We start from the raw sequence: 25,727 nt of genomic DNA, 5'->3' as shown, positions 1-25,727 counted from the left end.
CTCGGTGGTGCTCATCAGTGGGAGCCCCCTTCGTAACCGGCCTCGTACTGTTCGAGCCAGGCCTTCTGCGCGGTGGTGACCGGGTGCGGCTCGCGGTAGACGTTGTCGAACATGACGTCCACCGACGGCGGGGTCAGGGCGACGGTCGCGCGGCGGACGTCGGCGGCGATGTCCTCGCCCTCCTCGTCGAACCGGGCGAGCTGCTCGTCCGTCACGCCACGGCTGCGCAGGTACGCGGCCGAGCGGGCGATCGGGTCGCGCTCGACCCACGAGGCCAGCTCGTCGTCGAGGCGGTAGCGGGTCGGGTCGTCGGAGCTCGTGTGGGCGCCGATGCGGTAGGTCTCGGCCTCGACGAAGGCCGGTCCCTGACCGCTGCGGGCGTGGTCGGTCGCGACGAGCGAGGCCGTGTACGAGGCGAGGAGGTCGTTGCCGTCGACCCGGACGCTCGGGATGCCGAAGCCGCGCGGGCGGTCGACGAGCGGCGTCGGGGACTGCACCGACACCGGCACCGAGATCGCCCAGTGGTTGTTCTGCAGGAAGAAGACGACGGGGGCCTGTGTCGACGCGGCGAAGACGTACGCCTCGTTCACGTCGCCCTGGCTCGTCGCGCCGTCGCCGAAGTACACGATGGTGCAGGCGTCGCGGTCCGGGTCGCCCGTGCCGACGTCGCCGTCGAGCTTCTGGCCGAGGGCGTAGCCCGTGGCGTGCAGCGTCTGGGAGCCGATCACCAGGGTCGAGATGTGGGTGTTGCCACGCTCGTCCGGGTCCCAGCCGCCGTGCGTCTGGCCGCGGTACATGGCGATGATCTCCATCGGCTCGACGCCACGGTGCATCGTGACGGCGTGCTCGCGGTACGACGGGAAGACGTGGTCCTGGTCGCGGAGCGCGAAGACGGAACCGACCTGTGCGGCCTCCTGTCCGTGGCTCGGGACCCAGAGGCCGAGCTGTCCGGTGCGCTGGAGGTTGTGGCCCGCGTGGTCGAACCGACGTGTCAGCACCATGCGGCGGTGCATCGCCAGCAGGGTCTCGTCCGGGATCGCCCGCGCGACGGCGGCGTACTCGGCGTTCTCGTCGGTCTCCACGAACCGGCCCTCGAGGTCGAGGATCCGGACGGTGGCCGTCGCGGGGGCCGCGGCGTGGAATGACATGTCGGTCAGCGTAACGCCAGGGGCTACCGGGCCGCCTGGAGGTCCCCCACAAGCGACCCCGCCGTTTCGAGGAGCGTTCCCACAGCCTCGTGCTCCCCGATCGAGACCCGGATCCCCTCGTTCCCGAAGGCCCGGACGACGATGCCGGCGGCCTCGAAGCGCTCGGCCGCGTGGGCCGTGAGGTCGCCCGTCGGCAGCCACACGAAGTTGCCCTGCGCGTCCGGCACGTCCCAGCCCTGCTCCCGCAGCGCGGCGACGATGCGGTCGCGGCTGGCGGCCAGCTCGGCGACCCGCTCGAGCAGCTCGGTCTCACGCTCGAGGCTCGCCAGCGCAGCGGCCTGCCCCTGCGCCGTGACCGACAGCGGGATCGCGCAGGCACGGACCGCATCGAGCACGTACGCCGGACCGAACGCGTACCCGACGCGCAGGCCTGCGAGTCCGTACGCCTTGGAGAACGTACGGAGGACGACGAGGTTCGGGTACCGCTCGAGCAGCGGCGTCCCGCGGACCGCGGTGGGCTCGGTGACGAACTCGGCGTAGGCCTCGTCGAGCACCACGAGCACGGTCGACGGCACACGGGCCATGAAGGCGTCGAACTCGGCGGCGGTGACGACCGGGCCGGTCGGGTTGTTCGGCGTGCAGACGATCACCATGCGGGTGCGCCCGGTGACGGCCGCTGCCATGGCGTCGAGGTCGTGCCCGCCGTCCGGGCGGTTCGGCACCTGCACGCTCGTGGCGCCCGCGACGGTGACGACGCCCGGGTAGGCCTCGAACGAGCGCCAGGCGTAGACGACCTCGTCGCCGGGGCCGCTCGTCGCCTTCGCCAGCTCGTGCAGGATCGCGACGCTGCCCGGTGCGACGTGGACCTCGTCGACGGTGAGCCCGGCGCGCTGCGCGAGCACGGCGCGAACGGCCAGGGCGGTGGCGTCGGGGTAGCGGTTGTAGGCGGTCTGCGCCTGCACGGCCTCGACGACGCCGGGCAGCGGCGGGAACGGGTTCTCGTTGCTCGACAGCTTGAACGCCTCGGGCGCGGCCTGCCGGCCCTGCTTGTAGGCGGGGAGGACCGCCACCTCGGGCCGGATGTGCACGCGCTCGTCATTCACGACAGTCAGCGTAACCGCGCGGACCCAGCGTGACAGGGGTGCCCACGGGCATCATGGCCGCATGCGATTCCTCGTCCGCCTCGTCGTCAACGCCGTCGCGCTGTGGCTCACCACCCTCCTCGTGAGCGGCGTCACCGTCACGCCCTTCGGGGACGGCGACACCACCGCCGTCGTGCTCACGTTCCTGCTCGTGGCGTTCGTGTTCGGGCTGGTGAACGCGGTCGTCGGCACGATCATCCGGATCGTCGCGTTCCCGCTGTACGTGCTGACGCTCGGGCTGATCTCGCTGGTCGTGAACGCCGTGCTCCTGCTCATCGTCGCCGGCATCTCGGACGCGATCGGCTTCGGGCTGCAGGTCGAGTCGTTCGGCTGGGGCATCGTCGGCGCGTTCGTGCTCGCCGTGTTCTCGTGGCTGATCGGGCTGATCGTGCGCCCGGTGCTGCGCCGCTCGCGTCCGTGACGGACCGTCGTCCCCGGGCGCACCGTCGTCGCGGAGGACACCCGGCTGCGCCATGATGTGCACATGACCGAGGACGGCCCTGCTCCCTTCCGCGTGTCGTTCGTCTGCAGCGGGAACATCTGCCGGTCGCCCATGGCCGGCATCGTGTTCGCCCAGATGGCCGAGGACGCGGGGCTGTCCGACCGTTTCCAGGTGGACTCCGCCGGCACCGGGGACTGGCACGTCGGCGAGCCCGCCGACGAGCGCACGATCGCGGCGCTGGCAGCACGCGGATACGATGGCAGCAGGCATCGCGCCCGCCAGTTCGACCCGGACCGGTTCCCGGACCTCGACCTGGTGGTCGCACTCGACCGCTCCCACGAACGCGTCCTGCGGTCGTGGGCACCGACCATGGACGACGCCGCCAAGGTGACGCTCCTGCTGCGGTACGACGACGCCTGGCCCCAGCAGACCGACGTGCCGGACCCGTACTACGCGGACCGGCACGAGTTCGACCGAGTGCTCTCGACCGTCGAGCGGGCCTGCCGGGCGCTCTTCCGCCAACTCGAACCGGCAGTCCGTCAGGGAGCCCCATGACCCCCCTTCCCCCGCAGCCGATCAGCCCGCTCGACGGGCGCTACTACCCGATCGTGCACACGGTGGGCGAGCACCTCTCCGAGGCCGGCCTCAACCGCGCGCGCATCGTGGTCGAGGTCGAGTGGCTCATCTTCCTGACCGACCACGCGATGTTCACCACCTCGCCGCTGAGCATCGACGACAAGGCCGCACTCCGTCGGGTCGTCGAGACCTTCGGCCAGCAGGAGATCGCCGAGCTGGCCGAGATCGAGGCGACCACGCGACACGACGTCAAGGCCGTGGAGTACTTCGTCCGCCGCCGGCTGTCCGACCTCGGGCTCGACGCGATCGCCGAGCTGACGCACTTCGCGTGCACGAGCGAGGACGTCAACAACCTCTCGTACGCGCTGACGGTCCGCGACACCGTCGACCGGGTCTGGCTGCCGGCGTACCGCGCCGTCCTGGCGACGCTCCGCACGATGGCCGAGGAGCTCCGGGCCGTCCCGATGCTCTCCCACACGCACGGCCAGCCCGCGACGCCGACGACGCTCGGCAAGGAGCTCGCCGTCGTCGTCTACCGCCTCGAGCGCGTCCTGGCGCAGATCGAGGGCGGCGAGTACCTCGGCAAGTTCTCCGGCGCGACCGGCACCTTCTCGGCGCACCTCGCCGCCGACCCCGAGGCGGACTGGCCCGCGCTGTCGAAGGAGTTCGTCGAGGGCCTCGGCCTGACCTGGAACCCGCTCACCACGCAGATCGAGTCGCACGACTGGCAGGCCGAGCTGTACGACCGCGTGCGCCACGCGAACCGGATCCTGCACAACCTCGCCACGGACGTGTGGACCTACATCTCGATGGGGTACTTCACGCAGATCCCGGTCGCGGGTGCGACGGGCTCGTCGACGATGCCGCACAAGATCAACCCGATCCGGTTCGAGAACGCCGAGGCGAACCTCGAGATCTCGTCGGCGCTCTTCTCGACGCTGTCCGAGACCCTCGTGACCAGCCGTCTGCAGCGCGACCTGACCGACTCGACCACGCAGCGGAACATCGGCGTCGCGTTCGGGCACTCGCTGCTCGCACTCGACAACCTCCGTCGCGGGCTCGGCGAGATCGCCGTGAACGAGGGCCGGCTCGCCGAGGACCTCGACCACAACTGGGAGGTCCTGGGCGAGGCGGTCCAGACCGTCATCCGTGCCGAGGTCACCGCCGGGCAGTCGGAGATCGAGGACCCCTACGCGATGCTCAAGGAGCTGACCCGCGGCAAGCGCATCGGGCAGGCCGAGCTCGTGGCGTTCGTCAACGGGCTCGACATCTCGTCGGGTGCGAAGGCACGGCTCACGAACCTGACGCCGGGGACCTACACGGGCCTGGCGGACGAGCTGGTCGACCACCTGGACGTCTGAGCCCGCTCGCGGGTGGCGACGACGGGGCGGACGGGAGGCGCGGGGCGGCCCCGCCGCGCACCGCACCACCTCAGGTGGTGACGGCGCGCGCCTCGGCGACCAGCGCCTCCAGGACGGTGCGGACCGCGGGCCGGACCGCGCGGTCCGGGCGCACCAGCGCCTCGATGCGCCGCCCCGCGCGCACGTCGGCCAGTGTCGCCAGTCGGAACCGCCCCGGTGCCCGCGTCCCCGAGGTGTACCGCGGCACGAGCGCGATCCCGTGCCCCGCGGCGACCAGGTTCTCGATCACCGGCAGGTGGATCGTCCGGAACGCCACCGACGGTGGCACGTCCGACGCCGCCGCCAGCGCCGTCAGCACCCGGTCGATCGGGTAGTCCTCGGGCACGCCGATCCAGGTCTCGTCGACGACGTCCTCGACGCCGACACGCTCCCGTCCGGCGAGCGGGTGGTGGAGGGGCAGCGCGACGTCGAGCGGCTCCCGGAGCAGGGCGACCGTCTCGACCACGGCATCGTCCGCCCGTCGTGCGCCGTCGGGGCGGTGCCCGATGACGACGTCGTGGTCGGCGGTGAGCGGTGCGAACTCGCCCTCGCTGACGTCGACGTCGGAGAGCTCGAGCACGATGCCGGGGTGGTCCCGCATCCGTGTCAGCAGACCCGGGAGCAGGAGCTCGGCCGCCGAGGGGAACACCGCGAGGTCGACCGTGCCCGTCGCGCCCGCGAGGTGCTCCGCCCAGGCGGACTCGACCGTGGCCAGTGCCGTCGCCACCCCGGTCGCCATGCCGGCCAGTACCCGGCCGTGCGCGGTGAGCCGGACCCCGCGGCCGACGCGTTCGACGAGCGGAACACCGGCCTGCCGTTGGAGCGTCCGGAGCTGCTGCGACACCGCGCTCGGCGTCCGGTGCGTCGCTGCGGCGACCGCGGTGACGCTCCCCCGCTCGGCGAGTTCGCGGAGGACCGGTAACAGGGCGATGTCGAAGCCGACCATGCAGGGACCCTACAACGATGCTGTCGAACCCTGCGCTGGTGCTACCGCTTCCGCTCCGGCACGATCGGAGCGTGCTCCTCCGTGACCGTCTCCTCGCCCTCGTCGTCGCCGTGGCGTGGGGCCTGAACTTCCCCGCGACCGCGATCGCGCTCGACCACTGGCCCCCGTTCCTGCTCGCGGCTGTGCGGTTCACGCTGCTCGCGGTGCCGACGATCCTGTTCGTGCCGCGGCCGAAGGTGCCGTTCCGGTGGATCGTGCTCGTCGGGGCGACCCTGGGCGTCCTGCAGTTCGCGTTCCTCTACCTGGGCATGTCCGCCGGGATGCCCTCGGGGCTCGCCTCGCTGGTGATCCAGGCGTCCGCACCGTTCACGGTCGTGCTCGCCGGGGTGCTGCTCCGCGAGCGTCTGACGGCACGACAGGTCGTCGGGGTGAGCGTCGCCGTGGCGGCCCTCGGCGTGATCGCCGTGCACCGGGCGCAGACCGCCGCGTTGCTGCCGGTGGTGCTCGTGCTGTGCGGTGCCCTCGGTTGGGCGCTCGGCAACGTGGCGACGCGACGGACCGGACCGGTGAACCCGCTGCACCTGACCCTCTGGTGGGCGGTGGTGCCGCCGGTGCCGATGTTCGCGCTGTCCCTGCTGGTCGAGGGCCCGGCCCGCGTCGGGCAGGCGTTCGGGACCGCGTTGACCGCCGAGGCACTGCCCGCCGACCTCGGGGTGCTCTACATCGTGCTGGCCGCGAGCGTCGTCGGCTACGGGATCTGGTCGCGGCTGATGGGGAAGTACCCGTCGAGCACGGTCGCGCCGTTCTCGATGCTCGTGCCCGTGGTCGGGGTCCTCGCGTCGTGGGCGGTGTTCGGCGAGGTGCCGGACGTGGTCGAGGTCGTCGCCGGCGCGGTGGTCGTCGCCGCCGTGCTCTGGTCGTCGAGGACACCCCGGCTGCTGCGGGGTGAAGTGGGCGAGACGCCGCAGGAGTCCCGTGACGCCGCCGGATCCGGGACCGTCTCGGCGCCGGAGGACCGTCTCGCGCAGACGGCGGCGTCGCCCGCGGTCAGTCCCGGTGCTGGCGGCGCTCCGCGATGATCCCGGCGAGGGCCCCGCGGAGGTCCGGGTACCGGAACTCGTAGCCAGCCTCGACGAGCCGCGTCGGCACCACCCACCGGCTCTTCAGCACGAGCTCGGTCTCGGTGCGGATCGCGAAGGACCCGAGTTCGAGCATCCAGCGCCACGTGGGCAGCCCGAAGCGCCGACCGACCGCCTCGCGGATCGTCGCCATCACCGTGCGGTTGTCCGACGGCTCCGGGCTCGCGACGTTGACCGGTCCGTCGAGGTCCTCGTGGTCGCGGACGAACCGGATCGCCCCGAGGACGTCCGCGATGTGCACCCAGCTGAAGCGCTGGCGGCCGTGGGTGTGCCGGTCGTGGTGGTACGTGCCGGCACGGAGTCGTGCGCGGGTCGGGAACCACGGTCCGTCGAGCTGCGGGCCGCCGAGACCGGCCTGCGCGAGCCGGAGCAGCGGCACGAGGGCGCTGCCGTCGCCGAACACGATCGTCATCCGCAGGGCGACGCGGCGGGTGTGCGGCAGGTCGGGGGTGAACAGCGCGTCCTCCCAGGCCTTGGCGACCGAGACCGAGAAGCCCTCGCCGAGCTCGCCCGTCGCCTCGTCCTGCGGCCGGTCGTCGGCATGGCGGTAGATCGTCGCGGTCGAGGCGTTCACCCACAGCGGCGGCGGGTGCTCGGCGCCGCGGATCGCCTCGGCGAGTTCCAGCGTCGTGTCGACCCGGGAGCGCACGATCTCCGCCCGGTTCCGGCGTCCGTACCGGCAGTTCACGCTCTTGCCCGCCATGTTCACGACGAGCGCGGCACCGTCCACCAGCGCGCGGATGCGCACCGTGTTGCCCCACACCGCGTCGCCGGTGCGCCCGACCGTGACGACCTCGTACCCCTCGTCGCGGAAGGCGTCCTGCAGGTACCGCCCCACGAACCCGCTCGCTCCCGCGATCACGACACGGCGCTGCTCGTCGCTCATCTCATCCCCGTCCTGTGTCCGGCGCGATCTCGTACCGGAACGCCCCCTCGTACCGGTACAGCGTGCCGAGCACCGGGGCGCTGAGCACCAGGGACACGCGCTGCACGTCGGCATCGTCATCGAATCGTTCCACGAGCGTCACACGCGGTGCGAGGACGGACGGGAGGCTCCGGTCGCGTCCCAGCGCACGCACCGTCACGCGCGTGGAGACCAGGCGCAGGGCGCCCGCGTCCGGGCCGTCGACGTCGACCTCGGCCCGCAGGGTGGCGCTCAGGCGGCCGCGGTGCCCGAGGTGGTCGACGAGGCCCTCCGGCTCGGCGGTGATCGCGTCGACCATGGTCCGGTCGCCGGAGCGGAACCGGAAGGTGCGGTGGGCGCGGACGGCCACGCTGCCCGCCGCCCCGGGGTGGGACCCGGCCGGCGTCGAGGTGGGCCGTCCCGCCGGGGTGGGGTGTGCCTCCCGGCCGGTGCCGCCGCGGCCGACGCGCGCCGGGCGGTTCTCGACCGTGAACGGGACGGCCCGCTCCCACACCGGGAACACGATCCCGTCGCGGGCGAGCCAGGCGAGGACCGGCCACAGCCACCGGCGGGGCGTGCCGACCACGTCGAAGACGCCCTCGCCGCGGCCGACACTGCCGGGCCGGACCGGGCCGAAGTACGCGCGGAGACGGGGGTGCAACCGGTCGAGCACGTGCGACGGCGTCGTCAGCTGGTACGGCGACGGGAGCACGGCTCGAGCCTGGCACGTCGTCGGTGCGACTGCCTACGATCGAGGCATGGGACACGACCACGGCGGAGGCCACGCGCACGGCCACGCCGGTGCCTCGGAGCGCGCACTGCTCGTCGCGTTCTGCATCTCGGCGACGATCCTGCTGGCCGAGGTCGTCGGCGCCGTCGTCACCGGGTCGCTCGCGCTCCTCGTCGACGCCGGGCACATGGTCGTCGACACGGGCGGCCTCGGCATCGGGCTCGTCGCGACGCGGCTCGCCCGCCGGAGCCCCACCGCGCAGCGGACGTGGGGGTTCCAGCGCGCCGAGGTGCTCGGTGCGACCGCGCAGGCGGCGATCCTGCTCGCGGTCGGCGTCTACGTCGTGATCTCGGCGGTGCAGCGGTTGTTCGTCCCCGACGAGGTCCACGCCGGGCCGCTGCTCGTGTTCGGCGTCGTCGGACTCGTCGGCAACCTCGTGGCGTACGCCGTGCTGCTGCGCGCCTCGGGCGAGGGCTTCACCTCGCGCGCCGCGCGGCTCGAGGTGCTCAACGACACCCTCGGCTCGGTCGCGGTCATCGTGGCGGCCGTCGTGCTCATGGTCACCGGGTGGGAGCGCGCGGACTCGATCGCGGCGATCCTGATCGGGCTCCTCATCCTGCCGCGGGCCGTCCGGCTGCTCCGCGAGACGGCGAACGTGCTGCTCGAGTCGACCCCGCCCGGGCTCGACCTGGACGACGTGCGGGCGCACATCCTCGAGCTCGACCACGTCATCGAGGTGCACGACCTGCACGCGACGCTCGTGTCGACCGGCGTGCCGAACCTGACCGCGCACGTGGTGGTCGACGACCACTGCTTCTCGACGGCGCACGCCCCGCGCATCCTCGACGACCTGCAGCGGTGCGTGGCGGAGCACTTCGACGTGCCCGTGGAGCACTCGACCTTCCAGCTCGAACCCGTCTCGCACCGGCGGCACGAGCACGAGGTGCACGCGTAGGAGCGCCTCGCGGGGCTCGGGTCAGCAGCCGCCGTCGTCGGTGGGGAAGGCCGTGATGACCCGGTCGGTCGTCGCGGAGACGATCACGCGGACGTTCGGCTCGGCCGCGGGTCGTGATCCGTCGTCGAACCGGACCGGTGCCGCGTAGCAGACCTTGCCGTCGCCGGCGTCCTGCGGGTAGCCGGTGGGCGGCGACTCGAGGACCGACTGCACGGCGGTGAGCATGGCGTCGTCCCAGTCGCGGTCGCTCCGCGGGCCGAGGACGTCCCGCCAGTCGACGGTGTGCCGGACGCGGATGTGCTCGTAGCCCTGGCCCGACGTGCCGCACTGCAGGACGACCTGCCCGAGCGCGGCGGTGTCGTACCGGGCGACCGTGGCGCGGCTGTCGGTGTCGCAGCGGTCCAGCACGTCGGCGCCCGGCAGGTCCGGCCCCGTGCGGGTGATCGTGACGGTGCCGTCGCGGGCGGCCCCGTCCGCCGCGGTGGCGCTCGGGGTGACCGTGGCCGCGCCGGCGCCGACCACCGGGTCCTCGCCGCTGCGCTGGGCGGTCAGGGCGAAGCCGCCGGCGACGAGCCCGGCCGCGATCAGTGCGGCGACGGCGGTGACGACCGGACGGCGGCGCTGCTGGGGCATGCGCTCCAGTATGGCGGTGCGGCGGCGGTGCGCCGGCCGGCGGTGCGTCGCCGGCGGCGCCGGCCGGGTGCGTCGAACCACGGATGCGACGTCGAACCAGGCCCTCGTGCTGGTTCGACGTCGCGATCGTGGTTCGTCGCGCGCTGGCCCTACCCGGCGCGGGACGCCAACCGCGTGCCCGCGACGAGCGCCAGCACGACCACGAACACCACGTACCCGAGGAGCACCGGCAGCGTCGGCAGCACGAGCAGCGCCGCCCCGACCGCCACCACCGGCACGGTCAGGCCCGCGTACGCGACGAGGAACGTCGCCGCCAGGACCCCGCCGCGCTGCTCCGGTCCGACCAGCGAGCCGGCGCGGGCGATCGCCGCGCGGAACAGCAGCCCCACGCCCGCCCCCGCGACGACCCCGCCGCCGATGAAGCCCGCGACCTGGAGGAGCACCGCCGCCCCGGCGAGCACGACCAGACCGCCCACGAGGAGCACCAGTCCGAGGCGGATCTGCCGCTGCTGCGAGAGCCTGGCGAACACGATCTGCGAGAGCGCACTCGCGGCGAAGACCCCGAAGGTCGTCGCCCCGGCCGCGAGACGGTCCGTCACGTGGAAGGTCGTGCCGAGGAACGTCGGGGCGACCGAGGTGAAGAGCCCCTGCACGGCCAGGGCGGCGAAGGCGGCCACCCCGGCGGCCCAGAACGCGCCCGCCTGTCCCTCGGAGGCGGCGATCCGCTGCGGCCGGTACGGCACGGGCTGCTCGGGCCGGTCGACGGTCTCCGGAGCGGCGAGGACCACCACGAACGCGACGACCAGGGCGACGACGAACACGACGTACGGCACGACGAGCGGCTGCCCGACGAACTCCGCCAGGGCACCGCCGACCAGCGCGCCGAGCGACAGGCCGCCGAGGTTGACCGCCCCCGCGACGACGCTCGCGCCCCGTGCGGCGTCGGACGAGCCCGTCGCCCGGACCCGGAGCTCGGCGAGGTGCGCCGTCGCGGTCGCGGTGACGAGCCCGACGCCGAGGCCGGTCACGAGCCGAGCGACGACCAGCCCGGCGACGTCGTTCCACACCAGGAACAGCACGGCCGCGACGAGCTCGATCGCGACCGACGCGAGCACGAGCGGCCGTCGTCCGTGCACGTCGCTGAGGTGTCCGGCCAGGAACAGCGAGGCGACGACGCCGACCCCGTACGCGGCGAAGACCACCGTGGTCGTGAAGGTCGGGAAGCCGTCGCGCGCCTGGTAGACGACGTAGAGCGGCGCCGGGACCGTCGCGAAGGCCATCACCGTGAGGAACGCGAATGCAACCGCCCAGGCTCCGACACCGTGCCGACGGCGGGAGTGCGCGCGGCGTCCGCGGGGCGCGGGGGCCGGTTCGGAGGGTGTACGCACGGAGGGAGCGGGGGCGGCGGTCGGGGACATGCTCCGATGATGTCCGTCGGCGAGCATCGAGTCCAACGGATGCTCTTGATGGCGACCATCGATCCGGTCGATACTCGCCAGGTGGAGACCCGTCTGCTCGAACAGTTCGTCGCCGTCGCGGCCGAGGGCAGCGTCACGCGCGCCGCGGAACGCCTGTGGGCAGCGCAGTCGACGGTGTCGGCCGGCATCGCGTCGCTCGAGCGCTCGCTCGGCGTGCGGCTCTTCGACCGCAGCGGCCGTCGGGTCGTGCTGACCACCGCGGGCGAGGACCTGCTCCCGCACGCACGGACCGTGCTCGACGCCCTCGAACGGATGCGCGACCTCGCGACCGTCGACGACGCCGACCTCCGCGGGCGCGTGCGGCTCGGCATCTTCACGAGCATGGACATCGTCGACCTGACCGGGGTGCTCCGGCGCTTCCGGCAGCGGCACCCGCTCGTCGCGGTGGAGCTGATGACCTCGCCGACGGGCACGACGGGTCTCGTGCAGGACCTGGTGGCCGGTCGGCTCGACCTCGCCTACACCGGGCTGCCGTCGGTCCCGGCCGGGGTCGTGGTCGAACCGCTGCGGGAGATGCCCTTCCGGGTGTTCACGGCCGCCGACCACCCGTTCGCCGGACGGGCGTCGGTGTCGCTGGCGGAACTCGCGGGCGAGCCGTTCATCGACACCGCGCACGGGTTCGGCAACCGGATGATCCTCGACGCCGCACTCGATCGGCTCGGCATCCGGCGACGGGTGGTCGCGGAGATGAACGACATGCCGGCGGTCATCCGGTTCGCGTCCGCCGGTCTGGGCGTCGGGGTCGTCCCGGACTCGGGCGTCCGGCACGACGGCGCCGTCATCGAGCTCGAGGACGAGGTCGAGCCGCTGCGCATCGGGCTCGCGATGCGGTCCGGCGCGGAGCCGAACCGGGCGACGCGCACGCTCGCCCGCGACATCGTCGCGGCGAGAGTGGGCTGAGATCTCGAGGTAGGTCGCGCTGTGCGCGTCCCACCGACGGACTGGAGGCGTGGGGTCGGGTCCCCACGCGCCTCCAGGCCGTCAGTCCCCCCAGATCTCCCCGACGACGGCGGGCAGGAGCCCGTTCGTCGGGAAGTCGGTCTGACCGATGCTCACCGTCAGGCCGTCGCGGTAGAGCGTCGTGGCGGTCTGCGGGGCGGTCGACAACTCATGAGTGATCGTGGTGGTGCAGACGCGTCCGCCGAGCCGGTCCGAGCACGTCCCCTCGGCTGCCACGACCTCCTCGTCCGCGCTCGTCCGGTGGATGTTGATCGAGAGCTCAGCGGCTGTCCCCTCGTTCCGCCACCAGCAGCTCAGGTTCCCGTCGGGAGACGTGAGCCCGTGGAGGCGGTCCTCCGGAGTGGTCTCCCGAGGGTCTCCGTCCTCGAACACCGTCTCGATCAGCCGAGCCGCGCCGAAGAAGCGCGCGTAGTCGCCCTCGGGCACCAGCGATGAGCAGGGCGCCGGGATCGGCACGACCGTACCCGCGGGCGCGGTCGGGAGCGAGGTCGGCCGCGGTGCCGGCGTCGCGGTGATCGGCGCGGACGACGGGATCGTCGCAGAGGGTGCCGGCGCAGGCTCCTGCGTCTGCACCGGAGCCGCCACCGGACGGTCCTGCTGCGTCAACGTCAACGCCACCGCTCCCGTCGCCGTCCCGAGCGCGAGCAGGGCCACCACGCCCGCCACGACTCCGTACCGACGGCGGTACCGCTTCGGGCGCGGGGTGGCGCGCTCGAGGACCGTCTGCTTCATCGAGACGAGCATGCGCTGCAGCTCGTCTCCCTCCGGGGGCTCAGTGTTCATCGTGCATCACCACCTTCTTCAGTCGGCGTCGGTTCCGCGAGACGCGCTGCGTGACCGCACCGACGCTCAGGCCGAGCATCGCGGCCGCCTCGGCGTAGGAGTGGCCCTCGAGCAGGCACAGTTCGCAGATGCGGCGGTCGAGGTCCGGCAGCGCCGCGATCTCCGCGCGGACCCACCGCAGTCGCTCAGCGGCCTCCTCGTGGTCGCCCGGTGTCGCCAGCGTCTCCGGGAGTTCGTCGGCGCGGTGCTTGATGCGCTTCCGCCCGGCGTTGAAGGCGTGGTTCCGGCAGACGACGAGCAGCCACGGCAGCAGCGTCTGGGCGGGCAGCTCGAGCGTGGCGGAGCGCTGCCAGAGTGTCAGGAAGGCGTCCTGGACGATCTCCTCGACGTCCTGCCGGTCGTCGGCCAGCGCCCAGGCGTAGCGGGTGAGGGTGGCGGCGTACCGGTCGAACGCACGAGCCAGCGCCCCGCGGTCGCCCGAGGCCATGCCGCGGACGATCGCCTCGTCCGTCTCCGCGCTCACGTCCACATCCCACCTCCTCCACTCCAGAGGTGTCGCAGGCGCAGCGATCATGACGAGACCGTGGCGGAATCGTGATCCCGGGCGTGTCAGCCGGGCCGGCGCGATGCGTCAGCAGGACGCGCCGACACGACTCGTCAGTGGAACTCGTCGCCCTCGGTCCGCTCGGACGGCGACTTGTGCCCGCCGAGCATGTCGTTGTCGTCCTGGTCGCTCGAGGCGGCGAGCTGCAGCATGGCCAGCACGACCACCACGACGATGAACGCGACGCCGAGGAAGACCAGCGCGAGCGCGAACTCCCGTGTCGAGAAGAGGACGACCGCTCCGGTGAACACCGCGACGATCGCCGAGATCGCGAGGAGCTCGGCGGGGCGCAGGCGGTCGCGGCGGCTGGGGGTGGTCATGCGTGTGGTGCTCCGTCCGGGGCGGCAGCCGGAGCGGCCGTGCCCCACTTGTGCGAGAGTCCGGCGATCACGTGGAAGACCGCCGCGATGGCGAGGTAGGCGCCCAGCAGGCCGACGAGGACCACGGCGGCGTCGAGGGTGCCGGTGACGCGCTCCACCCCGCCGAGCTGCTGCGAGTAGTCGGGCGGCGTCAGGAGGAAGGCGATCGCGAGCAGCAGCGTGAGGCCGCCGACGGTCGTCCAGTCGCGGGTGAACGGGGACCGTCCGCGCGACCGGATTCCCTGTGTGAGTTCGAGTCCGCCCGCGAGGACCGCCCAGCCCACCACGATCGTGATGAAGGCAGGGAGGCCGGCACCGCTGAGGGCGAACGCGGCGATCCCGGCGACGAGTCCGATGACCGCCTGCGCCAGCGTCATCGAGCGGGACCGCGCGTCGAGGGGCATGCGTCGGAGGCCGGCGAAGCCGAGTGCGAGGGCGTCGACGACCACGAACGCGCCGAACAGGAGCAGGCCGTAGCCCGCAGCGTGGTTGGACGAGAAGGTGACGACGAGGGCCACGACCGCGGCTGGGACGGCCCGGAGGACGGGGATCGGCCAGTACCGCGCGCGCTGGCCGGAGTCGTCCACGGAGTCGGACACGAGACCTCTTTCGGGCATGCGGATCGTCGTCCGAGTCTACCGCCGGGCGAGCTGGGCACCGGCACCGAGGACGGGCCGGAGCCGGGCACCACCGGCACCGTGCCGGTGGTGCCCGACGGCGTCGCTCGGGGCAGGGGCCCGGGGCAGGGGCTCCGCCGTGCGGTCAGCTGCCGCCGCCAGCGGGCCCCGTCCACCGCTCGGTGACGGCCGGGTCGCCGGAGCTCGTCCGGCGCGTCCGTCGCCGCTGGAGCCACCAGGCCGTCCCGCCGAGTGCCACCGCGACGGCGCCGAGGCCACCGAGGAGCCCGAGGCCGTCGCTGCCGGTCCAGGCCAGTGCTCCCGATCGACCCGGACGGGTGCCGGCCGGGTGACCGTCGCCGCCGCTGCCCTCGGCACCGCCGCTCCCGCCGTCGTCACCGCTCCCGCCGCCGCTGCCCTCGGCACCGCCGCTCCCGCCGTCGTCACCGCTCCCGCCGTCACCACCGCCGTCGCCACCGCCGTCGTCATCCCCGTCGCCGCTGTCTCCACCCCCGTCGCCACCGCCGTCCCCGGGTCGGGTCACCCCGATGACGACCTCCGTCGACGGGTCCCCGCCATCGGGGTCGGTCGGCGAGGTCGCGGTCGCGACGTTCACGACGTCCGACCCGTCACCGGTGTAGCCCTCGTCGAGGACGGCCCGGAAGCGGAAGGCGACGTGCTCGCCCACGTCGAGGGACCGACCGGACCGGCAGGTGACGACCTGCCCCTCGGCGGTGCAGTCGTCCTCCGAGCCGACGAAGCGCAGCGCGGCGGGCAGCTCGTCGACGGCACCGACGTCCTCCGCCGGCGCCGGCCCGCGGTTCCCCGCGGTGACGACGTACTCGAGCTCGTCGCCGGGTCGCACACCCGTCGAGGGCGACACGGACTTGTCGGTCTCGACCTGCGCCGTCGGCGGCGGTGTGGAGTCGACGGTGCTCGTGACGACCGACACGTTGTCCGCCTCGTCGACGTCCGCCAGGTTCGCCGCCGGTGCGATCGTCGCCGTGCTCTCGAGCGTGCCGGACGCGTCCGCCGACAGATGGCCCGTCACCTCGATCGTCGCCGACCCGTCGCGGGGCAGGCCGAGCTCGGTGTCCACGTCCCCGGTGCCCTCGGAGGTGGCGCAGGTCGATCCGGGGACCGCCGTGCACGTCCAGGTGACGTCGGTGAGCGACGGCGGGACCGTGACCTCGAGCCGGCTCGGGTCGGAGTCGTTCGCGCCGTGGTTCCGCGCCGCGATCGTGTACGTGAACGGCTCGCCCGCGCGTCCGCTGGACGGCATGTCCTGGCTGACGCCGAGGTCGGCGGGCTGCGAGACCCGCACGTCGTCGATCTCGTGCACGTCGACGTGGCTCCCGGTCGCCGCCGCGAACCCCAGGCGGAGCGTCGCGGGCAGCGGCGTCTGGCCGTCGCCGTGCAGGGGCACCCGGTCGAGCACGGTCTTCATCACGCCCGCGGTCTCCGTGCGGACGCTCATGAACAGTTCTCCGGCGTCACCGGGCAGCAGGGTGACCCGGACCTTCCGCGTCCGCGGGCCGTCGGTGACGGTGCCGCCGGGAGCCGGTACGCCCGTGACGTACCGGTACCCCGTCACCCCGTCGCCGGACCCGCGGACGACGACCGAGTCCGGTCGGGCGCCGGGTCCGGACTGGTTGATGGACTTCGAGAAGTTGCCGTAGTGGTCGATCGCGACGGCCGCGAATCCCCCGGGGACACCCGGGAGGTCGCACGGCACGTCCCCACCGGTCGTCGTGCTCGCCCGGCACGCGTACCCGAGCGCCGCGCCGTAGGCACCGACGCCCTGCGGAGCGGATCCGTCCGCGAGGAACATCAGGAGTCCGTCGGCGCCCTCGTCGGGGGTCGTCGTGTACATGGCGTAGTCGAAGTCGATCTGGAGCCCCAGGTCCGACGGGAACGTGTCGTCCGTCGACCAGGCTCCGGCCTGGTCCTTCACCTGGTCGGTGAGCCGCAGCCGCTTGTCGTGGATCGTGGCGTCTCCGCTCAGCGTGCCGCCGTCAGCGTCGAAGAACTCCGCGATGTAGGGGAACGTCAGGGTGTCCGCCGTCGAGCTGGCCGGCGCGAGCGCCGGTGCTGCGAGGACACCGAGCGCGGTCAGGACGCTCGCGGTCGCGGCGAGCCGACGACGGACGGACGGTCGGTGGTCTGCTGGGTGCTGGGTTGCTGTCATGCCCCGATCGTCGCGAGCAGCAGTGCCCCGTCAGCGGCGACCCCGGTGACCTGGGGAGAGCGGCCAGAGTGCGCCCACCTGTGCAGGGACGAGACCGGTCAGACCAGCCAGACCGTCGTCTCCCCCGGGAGCATGCCCTCGCCGGCGTCGAGCGGACCCGACGCGACCGCCACGGTGCCCGCCGGCATCGGCACCGCGTCGGGGCCGAAGTTCGTCACCGACCGCCATCCGTCGTGCCGCGCGAAGGCCACGACGTCCGCACCTGCCTCGAACCAGGCGAGCTCCTCGCCACGCTGGAGCCGCCGGCGCGCCGCGGTCGCCTCCCGGTACATCGACAGGGTCGACGTGGGGTCGTCCTCCTCGGCCTCCACCGACGAGGCCCCGAAGTCGTCGGGCTGCGGCAGGTGCGGCGCGACGTCCCCGAAGCCGAACGACGGCCCGGTGCGCGTCCACGGGATCGGCACGCGGCAGCCGTCCCGCCCCTTGACGGTGTGCCCGGTCCGGATCCACTTCGGGTCCTGCAGCAGTGCGTGCGGGATCGCTGGGGCCTCGTGCAGCCCGAGCTCCTCGCCCTGGTAGACGTACGACGACCCGGGCAGCGCGAGCACGAGCATCGTCGCCGCACGCGCACGACGGACGCCCCGCTCACGGTCGAGCACCGGGTCGGTGCCGTCGGTCAGCAGCCACGCGTCGGTGTCGGTGCCCTCGGGGAGCCCGTACCGCGTCGCGTGCCGGACGACGTCGTGGTTCGACAGCACCCAGGTGCTCGACGCACCGGACTGCTCCGACGCGGACAGGTTGCGCTCGATGATCTCGCGGAACGACCCGGCGTCGAAGGGCGACTCGAGCAGGTCGAAGTTGAAGGCCTGACCGAGCTCGGTCGGCCGTGCGTAGAGCACGCGTCGCGGAGCGGGAGCCCACGCCTCGGCGACCGCGGCGCGGGGCGGGTCGTACTCGTCGAGGACGGCACGCCACGTCGCGAAGATCTCGTGCACCTCGTCGCGGTCGTACAGCGGGTCGGACCCGTCGAGCGGCAGCGCCTGCTCGTTCGACGGCCGGTACGGCGTCGACAGGTCCTTCGCGAGCCCGTGGGCGACGTCGACGCGGAAGCCGTCCACCCCGCGGTCCGACCAGGAGCGCAGCGTGTGCTCGAAGTCCGCGCGCACCTCGGGGTTCGTCCAGTCGAGGTCCGGCTGCTCCGGTGCGAACAGGTGCAGGTACCACTGCCCGTCGGGCACGCGGGTCCACGCGCTGCCGCCGAAGTTCGACACCCAGTCGCTCGGCGGGAGCTCGCCGGACTCGCCGCTGCCCTCGCGGAAGACGTACCGCGCACGCTCGGGCGACCCCGGAGCCGCGGCGAGCGCCGCACGGAACCACTCGTGCTGGTCGGAGGTGTGGTTCGGCACGACGTCGACGATGACGCGGATGTCGTGCTCGTGCGCGGTCCGGATGAACGCGTCGACGTCGTCGAGCGTGCCGAGCCGGGGGTCGACGTCGCGGTAGTCCGCCACGTCGTAGCCGCCGTCGGCGAGGGGCGACGGGTAGAAGGGCGACAGCCAGACCGCGTCGACGCCGAGCGACGCCAGGTAGGGCACGCGGCTCGTGATGCCGGCGACGTCACCGAGGCCGTCGGCGTCGGTGTCCGCGAAGCTCCGCGGGTACACCTGGTAGACGACGGCCTGGCGCCACCAGTCGGGGTCGGTCGTGCGCGGGCTGCTGGCGGGCGTCCGGGGGGTGCTCACCCGGCCACCGTACCGATCGGTCCCGGCGGCGGGAACAGGACCGGGTGACGTCGGGAATGCCACGCCCAGGAGATGCCTTGGTTGTCGCTGACACCATTCCGTGACCGTACGGTCACGAAGGAGAAGGGATCCCCATGACGAACGTCCTCGTCCTCGTCGGCAGCCTGCGCGCCGGCTCGATCAACCGGAAGCTCGCGGAGGCCGCCGAGCAGCACGCCCCTGAGGGCACCACGCTCACGACCTTCGACGGCATCGTCGACCTGCCCTTCTACAACGAGGACATCGACGGCGACACCCCGCCCGCCGCTGCGGTCGCCTTCCGCGACGCCGTCGCGACCGCCGACGCCGTGCTCCTCGTCACGCCCGAGTACAACGGCACGATGCCCGCCGTCCTGAAGAACGCGCTCGACTGGGGCTCGCGTCCGTTCGGCGCCTCGCCGCTGTCCGGCAAGCCGCTCGCGGTGATCGGTTCGGCCTTCGGCCAGTACGGCGGCGTCTGGGCCCACGACGATGCACGGAAGTCGGCCGGCATCGCCGGGGCGAAGGTCCTCGAGGACGTCAAGGTCGCCATCCCGCAGTCGGTGGTCCGGTTCGCCGAGACCCACCCGCGCGAGGACGCCGAGGTCGTCGAGCTCGTGCAGGGCGCGCTCCGCGCCCTGGCCGACGCCGCGGACGAGCGCGCAGCGGCCTAGTCGCACCGGTCGCCGAGAGGCGACCCGAGACGGACTGGAGGCGCGGTGCCGGCTGGCACCGCGCCTCCAGTCCGTCCCGCGATCGCCCGGCCACTAGACAGCCGAGATACCAGACGGGTTACCCTGATCGGCATGTCGACGCAGGAGATCACGGAGCCGTCGGGGTACTGGTTCCCCGACGACGACGCCACCCAGCGCGGTGTCGCGGTGCTCAACGCCCTGCGCCGCTACCGGTCCGCCGAGACCGCGATGCGTCGCCGGACGCGCGACTCGATGGGCATGGGCGAGACGGACCTGCTGGCCGTGCGCTACCTGCTGCAGGCGCAGCGCGCCGGACGGATCGTCAAGCCGAAGGACCTGTCCGCGTACCTGAAGATCTCGTCGGCCTCGACGACGATCCTCATCGACCGGCTCGTGCGATCGAACCACGTCCGCCGTGATCCGCACCCCACGGACCGTCGTGCACTGGTCATCACCCCGACCACCGAGACCGACGACGAGGTCCGGGCGACCCTCGGCATCATGCACCGACGGATGATGTCGATCGCCGAGGGCCTGTCCGCCGACGACGCCCGCGTGGTCGCCCACTTCCTCGAGCGCATGCGCGACGCCGTCGACCAGGTGGACCCGACGCCGCCGCACTGACGCCGTTGTCGGGCACCGCGGGGGACACCCCGCTTCCACGTGCTCTGAGAGCGCTCCACACGCGACCGCGTAGACCGGAACGGTCACCGACCGCGAAAGGAGCCGATCATGCATGCATCGGACACGCTCGCCGCAAACCTCCAGAAGGTCCTCGTGGACCTCATCGACCTGCACCTGCAGGGCAAGCAGGCGCACTGGAACATCCTCGGCCACAACTTCCGCGACCTGCACCTGCAGCTCGACGAGATCGTCGACGCCGCCCGTGAGTTCGCCGACGACATGGCGGAGCGCATGCGTGCGCTGTACGCCATCCCGGACGGCCGTTCCGCCACGGTCTCGGCGGGCACGCACCTCGACGCGTTCCCGGACGGCGAGATCGACACGCACGACGCGATCGACCTGATCACGCTGCGTCTGTACCAGACCACCGGCACCATGCGCGACGTGCACGACGAGGTCGACGACGAGGACCCGACGACCGCGGACCTGCTCCACGGCTTCATCGAGCGCCTCGAGCAGCTCGCCTGGATGGTCTCGGCCGAGAACCGCGAGCCGCGCACGCCCCTCGCCGCCGCCACGACCCCGGCCGTCGCCGAGGCCTCCGAGCACGAGTAGGGACCCCTCCGTGGACCTCGGCATCACCGGCAAGGTCGCGCTCGTCTTCGGTGGCGACTCCGGCATCGGCTGGAACACGGCTCGCATCCTCCTCGCGGAGGGTGCGACCGTGGTCGTCACCGACCTCGACCAGGGACGCCTCGACACGAGCGCGGACCAGCTCGAGGCGCCGCACGGCAGACTGTTCGCCTTCGCGGCGGACGTCACGGACGCCGACAGCCTCGCCGCCTTGCACACGAAGGTGCGCGACGCCGTCGGCGAGATCGACATCCTCGTGCAGTCCTCGGGCGTCACCGGCGCCCAGGGCATGTTCCACGAGATCGACGAGCAGGGGTGGCTCGACACCATCGACGTCGACCTCATGGGCCCCGTGCGGATCACCCGCGAGTTCATCGCGGACCTGCGGAACGGCGGCTGGGGTCGGATCGTCTACCTGGTGTCCGAGGACGCCTCGCAGCCGTACGACGACGAGCTGCCCTACTGCGCCGCGAAGGCCGGCGTGCTGTCGTTCGCGAAGGGTCTCTCGCGCTCGTACGCGTCGGAGGGCCTGCTGGTGAACACCGTCAGCCCCGCGTTCATCCACACACCGATGACCGACGCGATGATGGACAAGCGCGCGAAGCAGCTCGGGACCTCGTTCGACGAGGCGATCACCAGCTTCCTCGACGAGGAGCGTCCGTACATGGAGCTCGGCCGCCGCGGTGAGCCCGAGGAGGTCGCGAACGTCGTCGCCTTCCTGTGCTCCGACCTGGCGAGCTTCGTCAACGGTTCGAACTACCGGGTCGACTCCGGCTCGGTCGCCACCATCTAGGAGACCCATGACCGACTTCCGCTACCTCATCGTCGGGGGCGGGATGGTCGCCGACGCGGCCGCCCGCGGCATCCGCGAGATCGACGCCGACGGCTCGATCGGGATCGTCAGCGAGGAGCACGACCGGCCGTACGCGCGTCCGGCCCTGTCCAAGAAGCTCTGGACCGACCCGGAGTTCAGCTGGGACGAGAAGGTCGACCTGCACACCGAGGAGACCGGGGCGACGTTCGTGCTCGGGACCGTGGTGACGGCGATCGACCGTGCCGCGAAGACCGTCACGACGAGCGACGGCGACACCCACGGGTACGAGCGGCTGCTGATCGCCACCGGCGGGAAGCCGCGCAGCCTGCCGGGCCTGTCGCCGTCACCGCGCGTGCTCGACTTCCGCAGCGCCGACGACTACCGCCGACTCCGCGAGCTCGCCGACGCCGGGGCACACGTCGCGGTCGTCGGTGGCAGCTACATCGGCACCGAGATCGCGGCCGGCATCGTGCAGAACGGTGCCCGCGTGACGCTCGTGACCCCGGACGAGGTGCTCGGCGGCCACATGTTCCCGCAGGACCTCGCCGAGGCGTTCCAGCAGCGCTTCACCGACCACGGGGTCGAGCTGCGGACCGGTCGTCGCGTCGAGTCCGGTACGGAGTCGGGCGACGGCGTCTCGCTGACCCTCGACGACGGCTCGGTCCTCGAGGCCGACGCGGTCGTGGCGGGCCTCGGCATCGAGCCGCAGACGCACCTGGCCGCCGACGCGGGACTGACCGTCCGGGACGGCATCGTGGTCTCGTCCACGCTGCTCACCGACGACGACGCGGTCCTCGCGGCCGGCGACGTCGCCGAGTACCCGGACCGGATCCTCGGCACCCGTCGGGTCGAGCACGTGGACAACGCGAAGGAGCAGGGTCGGCAGGCCGGCCGGAACCTGGCCGACGCCGACGAGACGTACGACCACACGCCGATGTTCTACAGCAACGTCTTCGACGCCGGGTACGAGGCGGTCGGGCAGGTCTCGACCGAGCTGCACACCGTCGAGGACTGGCAGGAGCCGCTCACCACGGGCGTCGTCTACTACCTGGACGACGACGACACCGTGCGCGGGGTGCTCCTCTGGAACGTGTCCGACAAGACCGACGAGGCGCGCGCGGTCCTCGCCGAGGCGAACGCGCTGACGCGGGACATGCTGCCCGGGCGCATCGCGGCGTAGCCGCCGCGGCTGCGGCTGGAGCTCCGGCCTTCGGGACCACCCGGCGGGGACGGCGACGGCCTGGAGGCGCGGGGCCGGCCTGCGGAGGCGGGTCGCGTCTCCAGGCCGTCGCGTCGGGCGCGGGACGCGCCGCTCAGTCGTGCTTCCGAACCTCCGGCGCGACCTCGTCGACGACCGCCCGGCGGTCGTCCGGGTCGACCGGGATGCCGTCGCCGTCCGCCATCGCCACGGCGTGCGCGGACTTCGCGCGCTCGAGCTGCTCGTCGTCGCCCTCCGCCATGCCGAAGAGCTCCGTGAAGCGGGACTTCACGACCAACCAGGCGTCCTTCGGCCCGAGGCGTGCCAGGTCCGACGACGTCGTGTCGTCACGGACGCGCCGGAGCGACCCGACCCCGCGGTCCGTGATGCGACCCTCGACGTGCGCCACTGCGAGCCGGGCGACCGCGTCCGCCTGCGCGTGCATGACCGAGTGCGCTCCGTCGACGACCTCGCGGAGCACCGCGTGCGGGAACACCCGCGCGAGCGACCGGATCCAGTCGCGGGGCACGAGCGCGTCGTGCTCGCCGCGGACGATCAGCGTCCGGGCACGGACGTGCGGTGCGCGGTCCTCGATCGGGAACGCGATCATCTGCGGCAGCACCCGGCGGAACCAGTGCCAGCCGCACAGTGCGTAGGCCGTCACGGCGTGCCAGCGGACGGCGGCGGGCTCGTGCAGGGCCGAGCGGAGGAAGCGGAACGCCGCCTTCGGGATCGTGCGCGCGCGGTCGTCGGTGACCGGGCTGATGAGCACGAGGTCGCGGATGTGCGGGTTGCGCGCAGCGACCTCGGTCACCACCTGGGTGCCCATCGAGTGGCCGATCAGCACGGGGTCGGCGAGCCGGAGCTCCCGGAGGACGTGCTCGACCGCGTCGGCGTAGCGCTCGATCGACACCGCTCCCCCGAACTTCGGCACCCCGGCGAAGCCCGGCAGGTCGAGGGCGTGCACCGGACCGTTCTCGTTGAGGTGCGGCGCGAGGCGCTCGTAGTACGTCGCCGCGATCCCGAGCCCCGCGACGAGCACGAAGGCGCGGTCACCGGGCTGACCGATGGAGCTCACCCGGACGTACGTGCCGTCGACCGCGATCCGGTCCACCCGCACCGTGACGTCGGCGTCCTCCGACCGGGAGAGCTCGCCGGCGGGATCGGGCGCGGGCTCGGGTGAGCTGTCGTCGGCATCGTGCACGTCGGCCTCCAGGATCTCGGCGACCGCCCACGATACCCGTCGTTCAACCGCCGAACGCGGAAGCGGGGCTGCCGTGCACGCGGGTCTGCACAGCGAAGACGGCCCCGGAGTGCGGGTACTGCTCGAGCTGTTCCTCGGTGCTGTTCTCGCGGGCGGACGCGATGAAGAGCGTCGACATGTCCGGTCCGCCGAACGCCACCGAGGTGACGTTCGGGGCCGGCACCTCGACCGTCTCGAGGTGCGCACCGTCCGCGTCCCACCGCTCGACCCGTCCGGACCCGTACACCGCGGTCCAGAAGCAGCCCTCGTCGTCGCGCACGAGCCCGTCGTGGGCGGCGCCGCTGACGAAGGGCTCCAGCTCGCCGAGCTCGCCGTCCGGTCCGTAGGAGCCGCGGTAGATCGTCGACGTGCTCGTGTCGGTGACGTACATCACGCTGCCGTCGGCCGACCACTCGATGCCGTTCGTGACCCCGAAGCCGCCACGGAGCACGCGGGTGGTGCCGTCCGGCTCGACGGAGTGGAGCGCCCCGGCCGGGTCCTGGTCGGAGAGGTCCATGCTGCCGACGAGGAAGCGGCCAAACGGGTCGCACTTGCCCTCGTTGAACCGCATCGCGTCGGTCGCGTGGTGGACGCGGACGAGCTCGCGCTCGACGACACCGCGCTCGTCGGTGAGGACGACCCGGTCGCCGAGAGCCGCGACGAAGCCGCCCTGGGCACGCGGCTGGAAGCTGGCGAGGGGCGGCGGCAGGGCGACGCTCGACTCGACGGTGCCGTCGACGCGGGCGGTCGTCAGCAGACCGAGCGTGATGTCCGTCCACCGGAGCCGCTCGGCGGACGGGTCCCAGACGATGCTCTCCGCGAGCACCGCCTGCTCGTCGCAGAAGACGGTCACGGGGCCGGTCACGGCGTCGGTGTGCATGCCCCCCCGTCTACCGGCCGCCACGTGCACGGACGCTCAGAGGCGGGCGAACCGCGCCCGGAAGAAGCTCCACACCCCGTAGGCCAGGAACCCGACCCCCATCGCCACGAGCAGCACCGTCCCGCCCGGCAGCCGGTGGACCGCGTCGAACGCGGCGTCCAGCCCGGTGGCCTGCTCCGGGTCGTTGCGGAGCGCGGCGACGGCGACGAGCACGCCGACGACGGCCACCGCGAAGCCCTTGCCGACGTAGCCGACCACCGCGAGCACCGTCACCGGTCGGTCGAGGTGGTGCGGTGGCCGCACGATGTGCTTCCGGAAGGAACGGCGGCAGCCGATCACGACGAGCCCGACACCGATCCCGATCGCCACGGCGGCGACGGCGAGCAGCAGGAACACCCCGCCCGGCGTGGCGAGGGCCTGCGCCGCGGCGCTGCGGCTCGACCCGCTGGAACTCCGACCGGCGCCGAGCGCGAAGGACGCCGCCGAGTACGACACCGCGCCGTAGGCGACGGCCTTGCCGACGTCCTTGCCCCGGGCGGCCCACCCGCGAGCGCTGTCCGACCGGCCGCCGACGACCGCCTCGAGCAGGAGCCGCAGGGTCAACGCCGCGGTGCCCACGGCGACCACCCAGAGCAGGACGATGCCCCCGGGCACCGCGGCGAGCTGCTGGAGCGCACCCGACTGGTCGGTCTCGCTGCCGGACGACGCGTCGCCGAGGCCGAGCAGCACGACGAGGTAGCCGATGAGCAGGTGGACGATGCCGCTGCCGACGTACCCGGCGCGGGCCGTCGCCTCGAACCACCTGCTGTCGGCGACGCGCCTCGCCTGTCGTCCGGTCTCGCGTGCTGCTCGTTCCGCCTGGTCGCTCACCCTTCG

The 25,727-nt window shown here is 72.8% G+C and carries 27 protein-coding genes; 11 read left to right on the top strand and 16 right to left on the bottom strand.

Annotated elements, in window-relative coordinates; all coding sequences use genetic code 11:
* Positions 1–14: 14 nt before the first annotated feature.
* Both Cus16_RS07060 and Cus16_RS07055 read right to left on the bottom strand, forming a co-directional pair.
* A complete protein-coding gene (locus Cus16_RS07060) occupies positions 15–1,148 on the bottom strand; it encodes a thiamine pyrophosphate-dependent enzyme (protein WP_069711955.1) in 1,134 nt (377 codons plus the stop codon).
* A 23-nt stretch (positions 1,149–1,171) separates the two neighbouring features.
* A complete protein-coding gene (locus Cus16_RS07055; protein WP_069711954.1) occupies positions 1,172–2,251 on the bottom strand; it encodes a histidinol-phosphate transaminase in 1,080 nt (359 codons plus the stop codon).
* Positions 2,252–2,312: 61 nt separating this feature from the next.
* On the opposite strand from Cus16_RS07055, the gene Cus16_RS07050 reads away from it, so the two are divergent.
* The 3 genes from Cus16_RS07050 to purB all read left to right on the top strand — a co-directional run bounded on the left by Cus16_RS07050 (position 2,313) and on the right by purB (position 4,669).
* Entirely contained in the window at positions 2,313–2,711 is a 399-nt protein-coding gene (locus tag Cus16_RS07050; protein ID WP_069711953.1) for a phage holin family protein, read from the top strand.
* A gap of 63 nt (positions 2,712–2,774) precedes the next feature.
* Entirely contained in the window at positions 2,775–3,287 is a 513-nt protein-coding gene (locus Cus16_RS07045) for a low molecular weight protein-tyrosine-phosphatase (RefSeq protein WP_069711952.1), read from the top strand.
* On the top strand, positions 3,284–4,669 hold the full coding sequence (gene purB / locus Cus16_RS07040; RefSeq protein WP_069711951.1) for an adenylosuccinate lyase: 1,386 nt from the start codon (positions 3,284–3,286) through the stop codon (positions 4,667–4,669). The genes Cus16_RS07045 and purB overlap by 4 nt, the downstream gene beginning before the upstream one ends.
* 70 nt (positions 4,670–4,739) lie before the next feature.
* Here the strand turns inward: purB and Cus16_RS07035 are convergent, their stop codons facing one another.
* Positions 4,740–5,654, bottom strand: a complete 915-nt coding sequence (locus Cus16_RS07035) for a LysR family transcriptional regulator (RefSeq protein ID WP_069711950.1) — start codon at positions 5,652–5,654, stop codon at positions 4,740–4,742.
* Positions 5,655–5,725: 71 nt separating this feature from the next.
* Here Cus16_RS07035 and Cus16_RS07030 point away from each other — a divergent pair, with 71 nt between their 5' ends.
* Positions 5,726–6,733, top strand: a complete 1,008-nt coding sequence (locus Cus16_RS07030; protein WP_069711949.1) for an EamA family transporter — start codon at positions 5,726–5,728, stop codon at positions 6,731–6,733.
* Here Cus16_RS07030 and Cus16_RS07025 read toward each other — a convergent pair.
* Both Cus16_RS07025 and Cus16_RS07020 read right to left on the bottom strand, forming a co-directional pair.
* Positions 6,702–7,679 (bottom strand): epimerase, encoded by a 978-nt coding sequence (locus tag Cus16_RS07025; protein ID WP_069711948.1) that lies wholly within the window; start codon positions 7,677–7,679, stop codon positions 6,702–6,704. The genes Cus16_RS07030 and Cus16_RS07025 overlap by 32 nt on opposite strands.
* A gap of 1 nt (position 7,680) precedes the next feature.
* Complete coding sequence (locus tag Cus16_RS07020) at positions 7,681–8,409, bottom strand: DUF4166 domain-containing protein (protein ID WP_069711947.1); 729 nt, start codon at positions 8,407–8,409, stop codon at positions 7,681–7,683.
* 46 nt (positions 8,410–8,455) lie between these two features.
* On the opposite strand from Cus16_RS07020, the gene Cus16_RS07015 reads away from it, so the two are divergent.
* Complete coding sequence (locus Cus16_RS07015) at positions 8,456–9,382, top strand: cation diffusion facilitator family transporter (RefSeq protein ID WP_069711946.1); 927 nt, start codon at positions 8,456–8,458, stop codon at positions 9,380–9,382.
* 21 nt (positions 9,383–9,403) lie between these two features.
* On the opposite strand, the gene Cus16_RS07010 is transcribed toward Cus16_RS07015, so the two are convergent.
* Positions 9,404–10,015: a hypothetical protein gene (locus Cus16_RS07010; RefSeq protein ID WP_069711945.1), complete on the bottom strand. Its 612-nt coding sequence runs from the start codon at positions 10,013–10,015 to the stop codon at positions 9,404–9,406.
* Positions 10,016–10,164: 149 nt separating this feature from the next.
* Positions 10,165–11,433 (bottom strand): MFS transporter, encoded by a 1,269-nt coding sequence (locus Cus16_RS07005; RefSeq protein WP_069711944.1) that lies wholly within the window; start codon positions 11,431–11,433, stop codon positions 10,165–10,167.
* 48 nt (positions 11,434–11,481) lie between these two features.
* Between Cus16_RS07005 and Cus16_RS07000 the strand changes: the two genes are divergently transcribed.
* Entirely contained in the window at positions 11,482–12,393 is a 912-nt protein-coding gene (locus Cus16_RS07000; protein WP_189319548.1) for a LysR family transcriptional regulator, read from the top strand.
* Positions 12,394–12,474: 81 nt separating this feature from the next.
* Here the strand turns inward: Cus16_RS07000 and Cus16_RS06995 are convergent, their stop codons facing one another.
* From Cus16_RS06995 to Cus16_RS06970, 6 genes are all read right to left on the bottom strand, one after another.
* A complete protein-coding gene (locus Cus16_RS06995; protein WP_069711942.1) occupies positions 12,475–13,236 on the bottom strand; it encodes a hypothetical protein in 762 nt (253 codons plus the stop codon).
* Complete coding sequence (locus Cus16_RS06990; RefSeq protein ID WP_223246550.1) at positions 13,226–13,759, bottom strand: RNA polymerase sigma factor; 534 nt, start codon at positions 13,757–13,759, stop codon at positions 13,226–13,228. Before Cus16_RS06990 ends, Cus16_RS06995 begins: the two co-directional genes overlap by 11 nt.
* 134 nt (positions 13,760–13,893) lie before the next feature.
* On the bottom strand, positions 13,894–14,160 hold the full coding sequence (locus Cus16_RS06985) for a hypothetical protein (protein ID WP_069711940.1): 267 nt from the start codon (positions 14,158–14,160) through the stop codon (positions 13,894–13,896).
* Positions 14,157–14,816 carry a hypothetical protein gene (locus Cus16_RS06980; RefSeq protein WP_069711939.1) on the bottom strand — a complete coding sequence of 220 codons (660 nt, stop codon included), beginning with the start codon at positions 14,814–14,816 and terminating at the stop codon, positions 14,157–14,159. The genes Cus16_RS06985 and Cus16_RS06980 overlap by 4 nt, the downstream gene beginning before the upstream one ends.
* A 145-nt stretch (positions 14,817–14,961) precedes the next feature.
* Complete coding sequence (locus Cus16_RS06975) at positions 14,962–17,004, bottom strand: DUF11 domain-containing protein (RefSeq protein WP_069711938.1); 2,043 nt, start codon at positions 17,002–17,004, stop codon at positions 14,962–14,964.
* Positions 17,005–17,102: 98 nt separating this feature from the next.
* Entirely contained in the window at positions 17,103–18,746 is a 1,644-nt protein-coding gene (locus Cus16_RS06970; RefSeq protein WP_069711937.1) for a glycoside hydrolase family 13 protein, read from the bottom strand.
* Positions 18,747–18,880: 134 nt separating this feature from the next.
* Between Cus16_RS06970 and Cus16_RS06965 the strand changes: the two genes are divergently transcribed.
* The 5 genes from Cus16_RS06965 to Cus16_RS06945 all read left to right on the top strand — a co-directional run bounded on the left by Cus16_RS06965 (position 18,881) and on the right by Cus16_RS06945 (position 22,710).
* Complete coding sequence (locus tag Cus16_RS06965) at positions 18,881–19,438, top strand: NADPH-dependent FMN reductase (RefSeq protein WP_069711936.1); 558 nt, start codon at positions 18,881–18,883, stop codon at positions 19,436–19,438.
* A gap of 132 nt (positions 19,439–19,570) precedes the next feature.
* Positions 19,571–20,083 (top strand): MarR family winged helix-turn-helix transcriptional regulator, encoded by a 513-nt coding sequence (locus tag Cus16_RS06960; protein WP_069711935.1) that lies wholly within the window; start codon positions 19,571–19,573, stop codon positions 20,081–20,083.
* Positions 20,084–20,191: 108 nt separating this feature from the next.
* Positions 20,192–20,698, top strand: a complete 507-nt coding sequence (locus tag Cus16_RS06955; protein ID WP_069711934.1) for a Dps family protein — start codon at positions 20,192–20,194, stop codon at positions 20,696–20,698.
* A gap of 10 nt (positions 20,699–20,708) precedes the next feature.
* Positions 20,709–21,509, top strand: a complete 801-nt coding sequence (locus Cus16_RS06950) for an SDR family NAD(P)-dependent oxidoreductase (RefSeq protein WP_069711933.1) — start codon at positions 20,709–20,711, stop codon at positions 21,507–21,509.
* Between the two features lie 7 nt (positions 21,510–21,516).
* Complete coding sequence (locus Cus16_RS06945) at positions 21,517–22,710, top strand: NAD(P)/FAD-dependent oxidoreductase (RefSeq protein WP_069711932.1); 1,194 nt, start codon at positions 21,517–21,519, stop codon at positions 22,708–22,710.
* 133 nt (positions 22,711–22,843) lie between these two features.
* Here Cus16_RS06945 and Cus16_RS06940 read toward each other — a convergent pair whose 3' ends face one another.
* From Cus16_RS06940 to Cus16_RS06930, 3 genes are read right to left on the bottom strand one after another with little or no spacing between them, the layout of a single operon-like run.
* Positions 22,844–23,932, bottom strand: coding sequence for an alpha/beta fold hydrolase (locus tag Cus16_RS06940; RefSeq protein WP_069711931.1), 1,089 nt, complete (start codon positions 23,930–23,932; stop codon positions 22,844–22,846).
* 43 nt (positions 23,933–23,975) lie between these two features.
* Positions 23,976–24,851 carry an SMP-30/gluconolactonase/LRE family protein gene (locus Cus16_RS06935; RefSeq protein ID WP_069711930.1) on the bottom strand — a complete coding sequence of 292 codons (876 nt, stop codon included), beginning with the start codon at positions 24,849–24,851 and terminating at the stop codon, positions 23,976–23,978.
* 36 nt (positions 24,852–24,887) lie between these two features.
* Positions 24,888–25,721, bottom strand: coding sequence for a DUF1206 domain-containing protein (locus Cus16_RS06930; protein WP_069711929.1), 834 nt, complete (start codon positions 25,719–25,721; stop codon positions 24,888–24,890).
* Positions 25,722–25,727: the final 6 nt, after the last annotated feature.

The organism is Curtobacterium sp. ER1/6, from assembly GCF_001742745.1.
Taxonomy (GTDB): Bacteria; Actinomycetota; Actinomycetes; order Actinomycetales; family Microbacteriaceae; genus Curtobacterium; species Curtobacterium citri.
The sequence above is the reverse complement of the archived record's forward strand: the minus strand, read 5'-3'. Positions and strand labels throughout refer to the sequence as shown.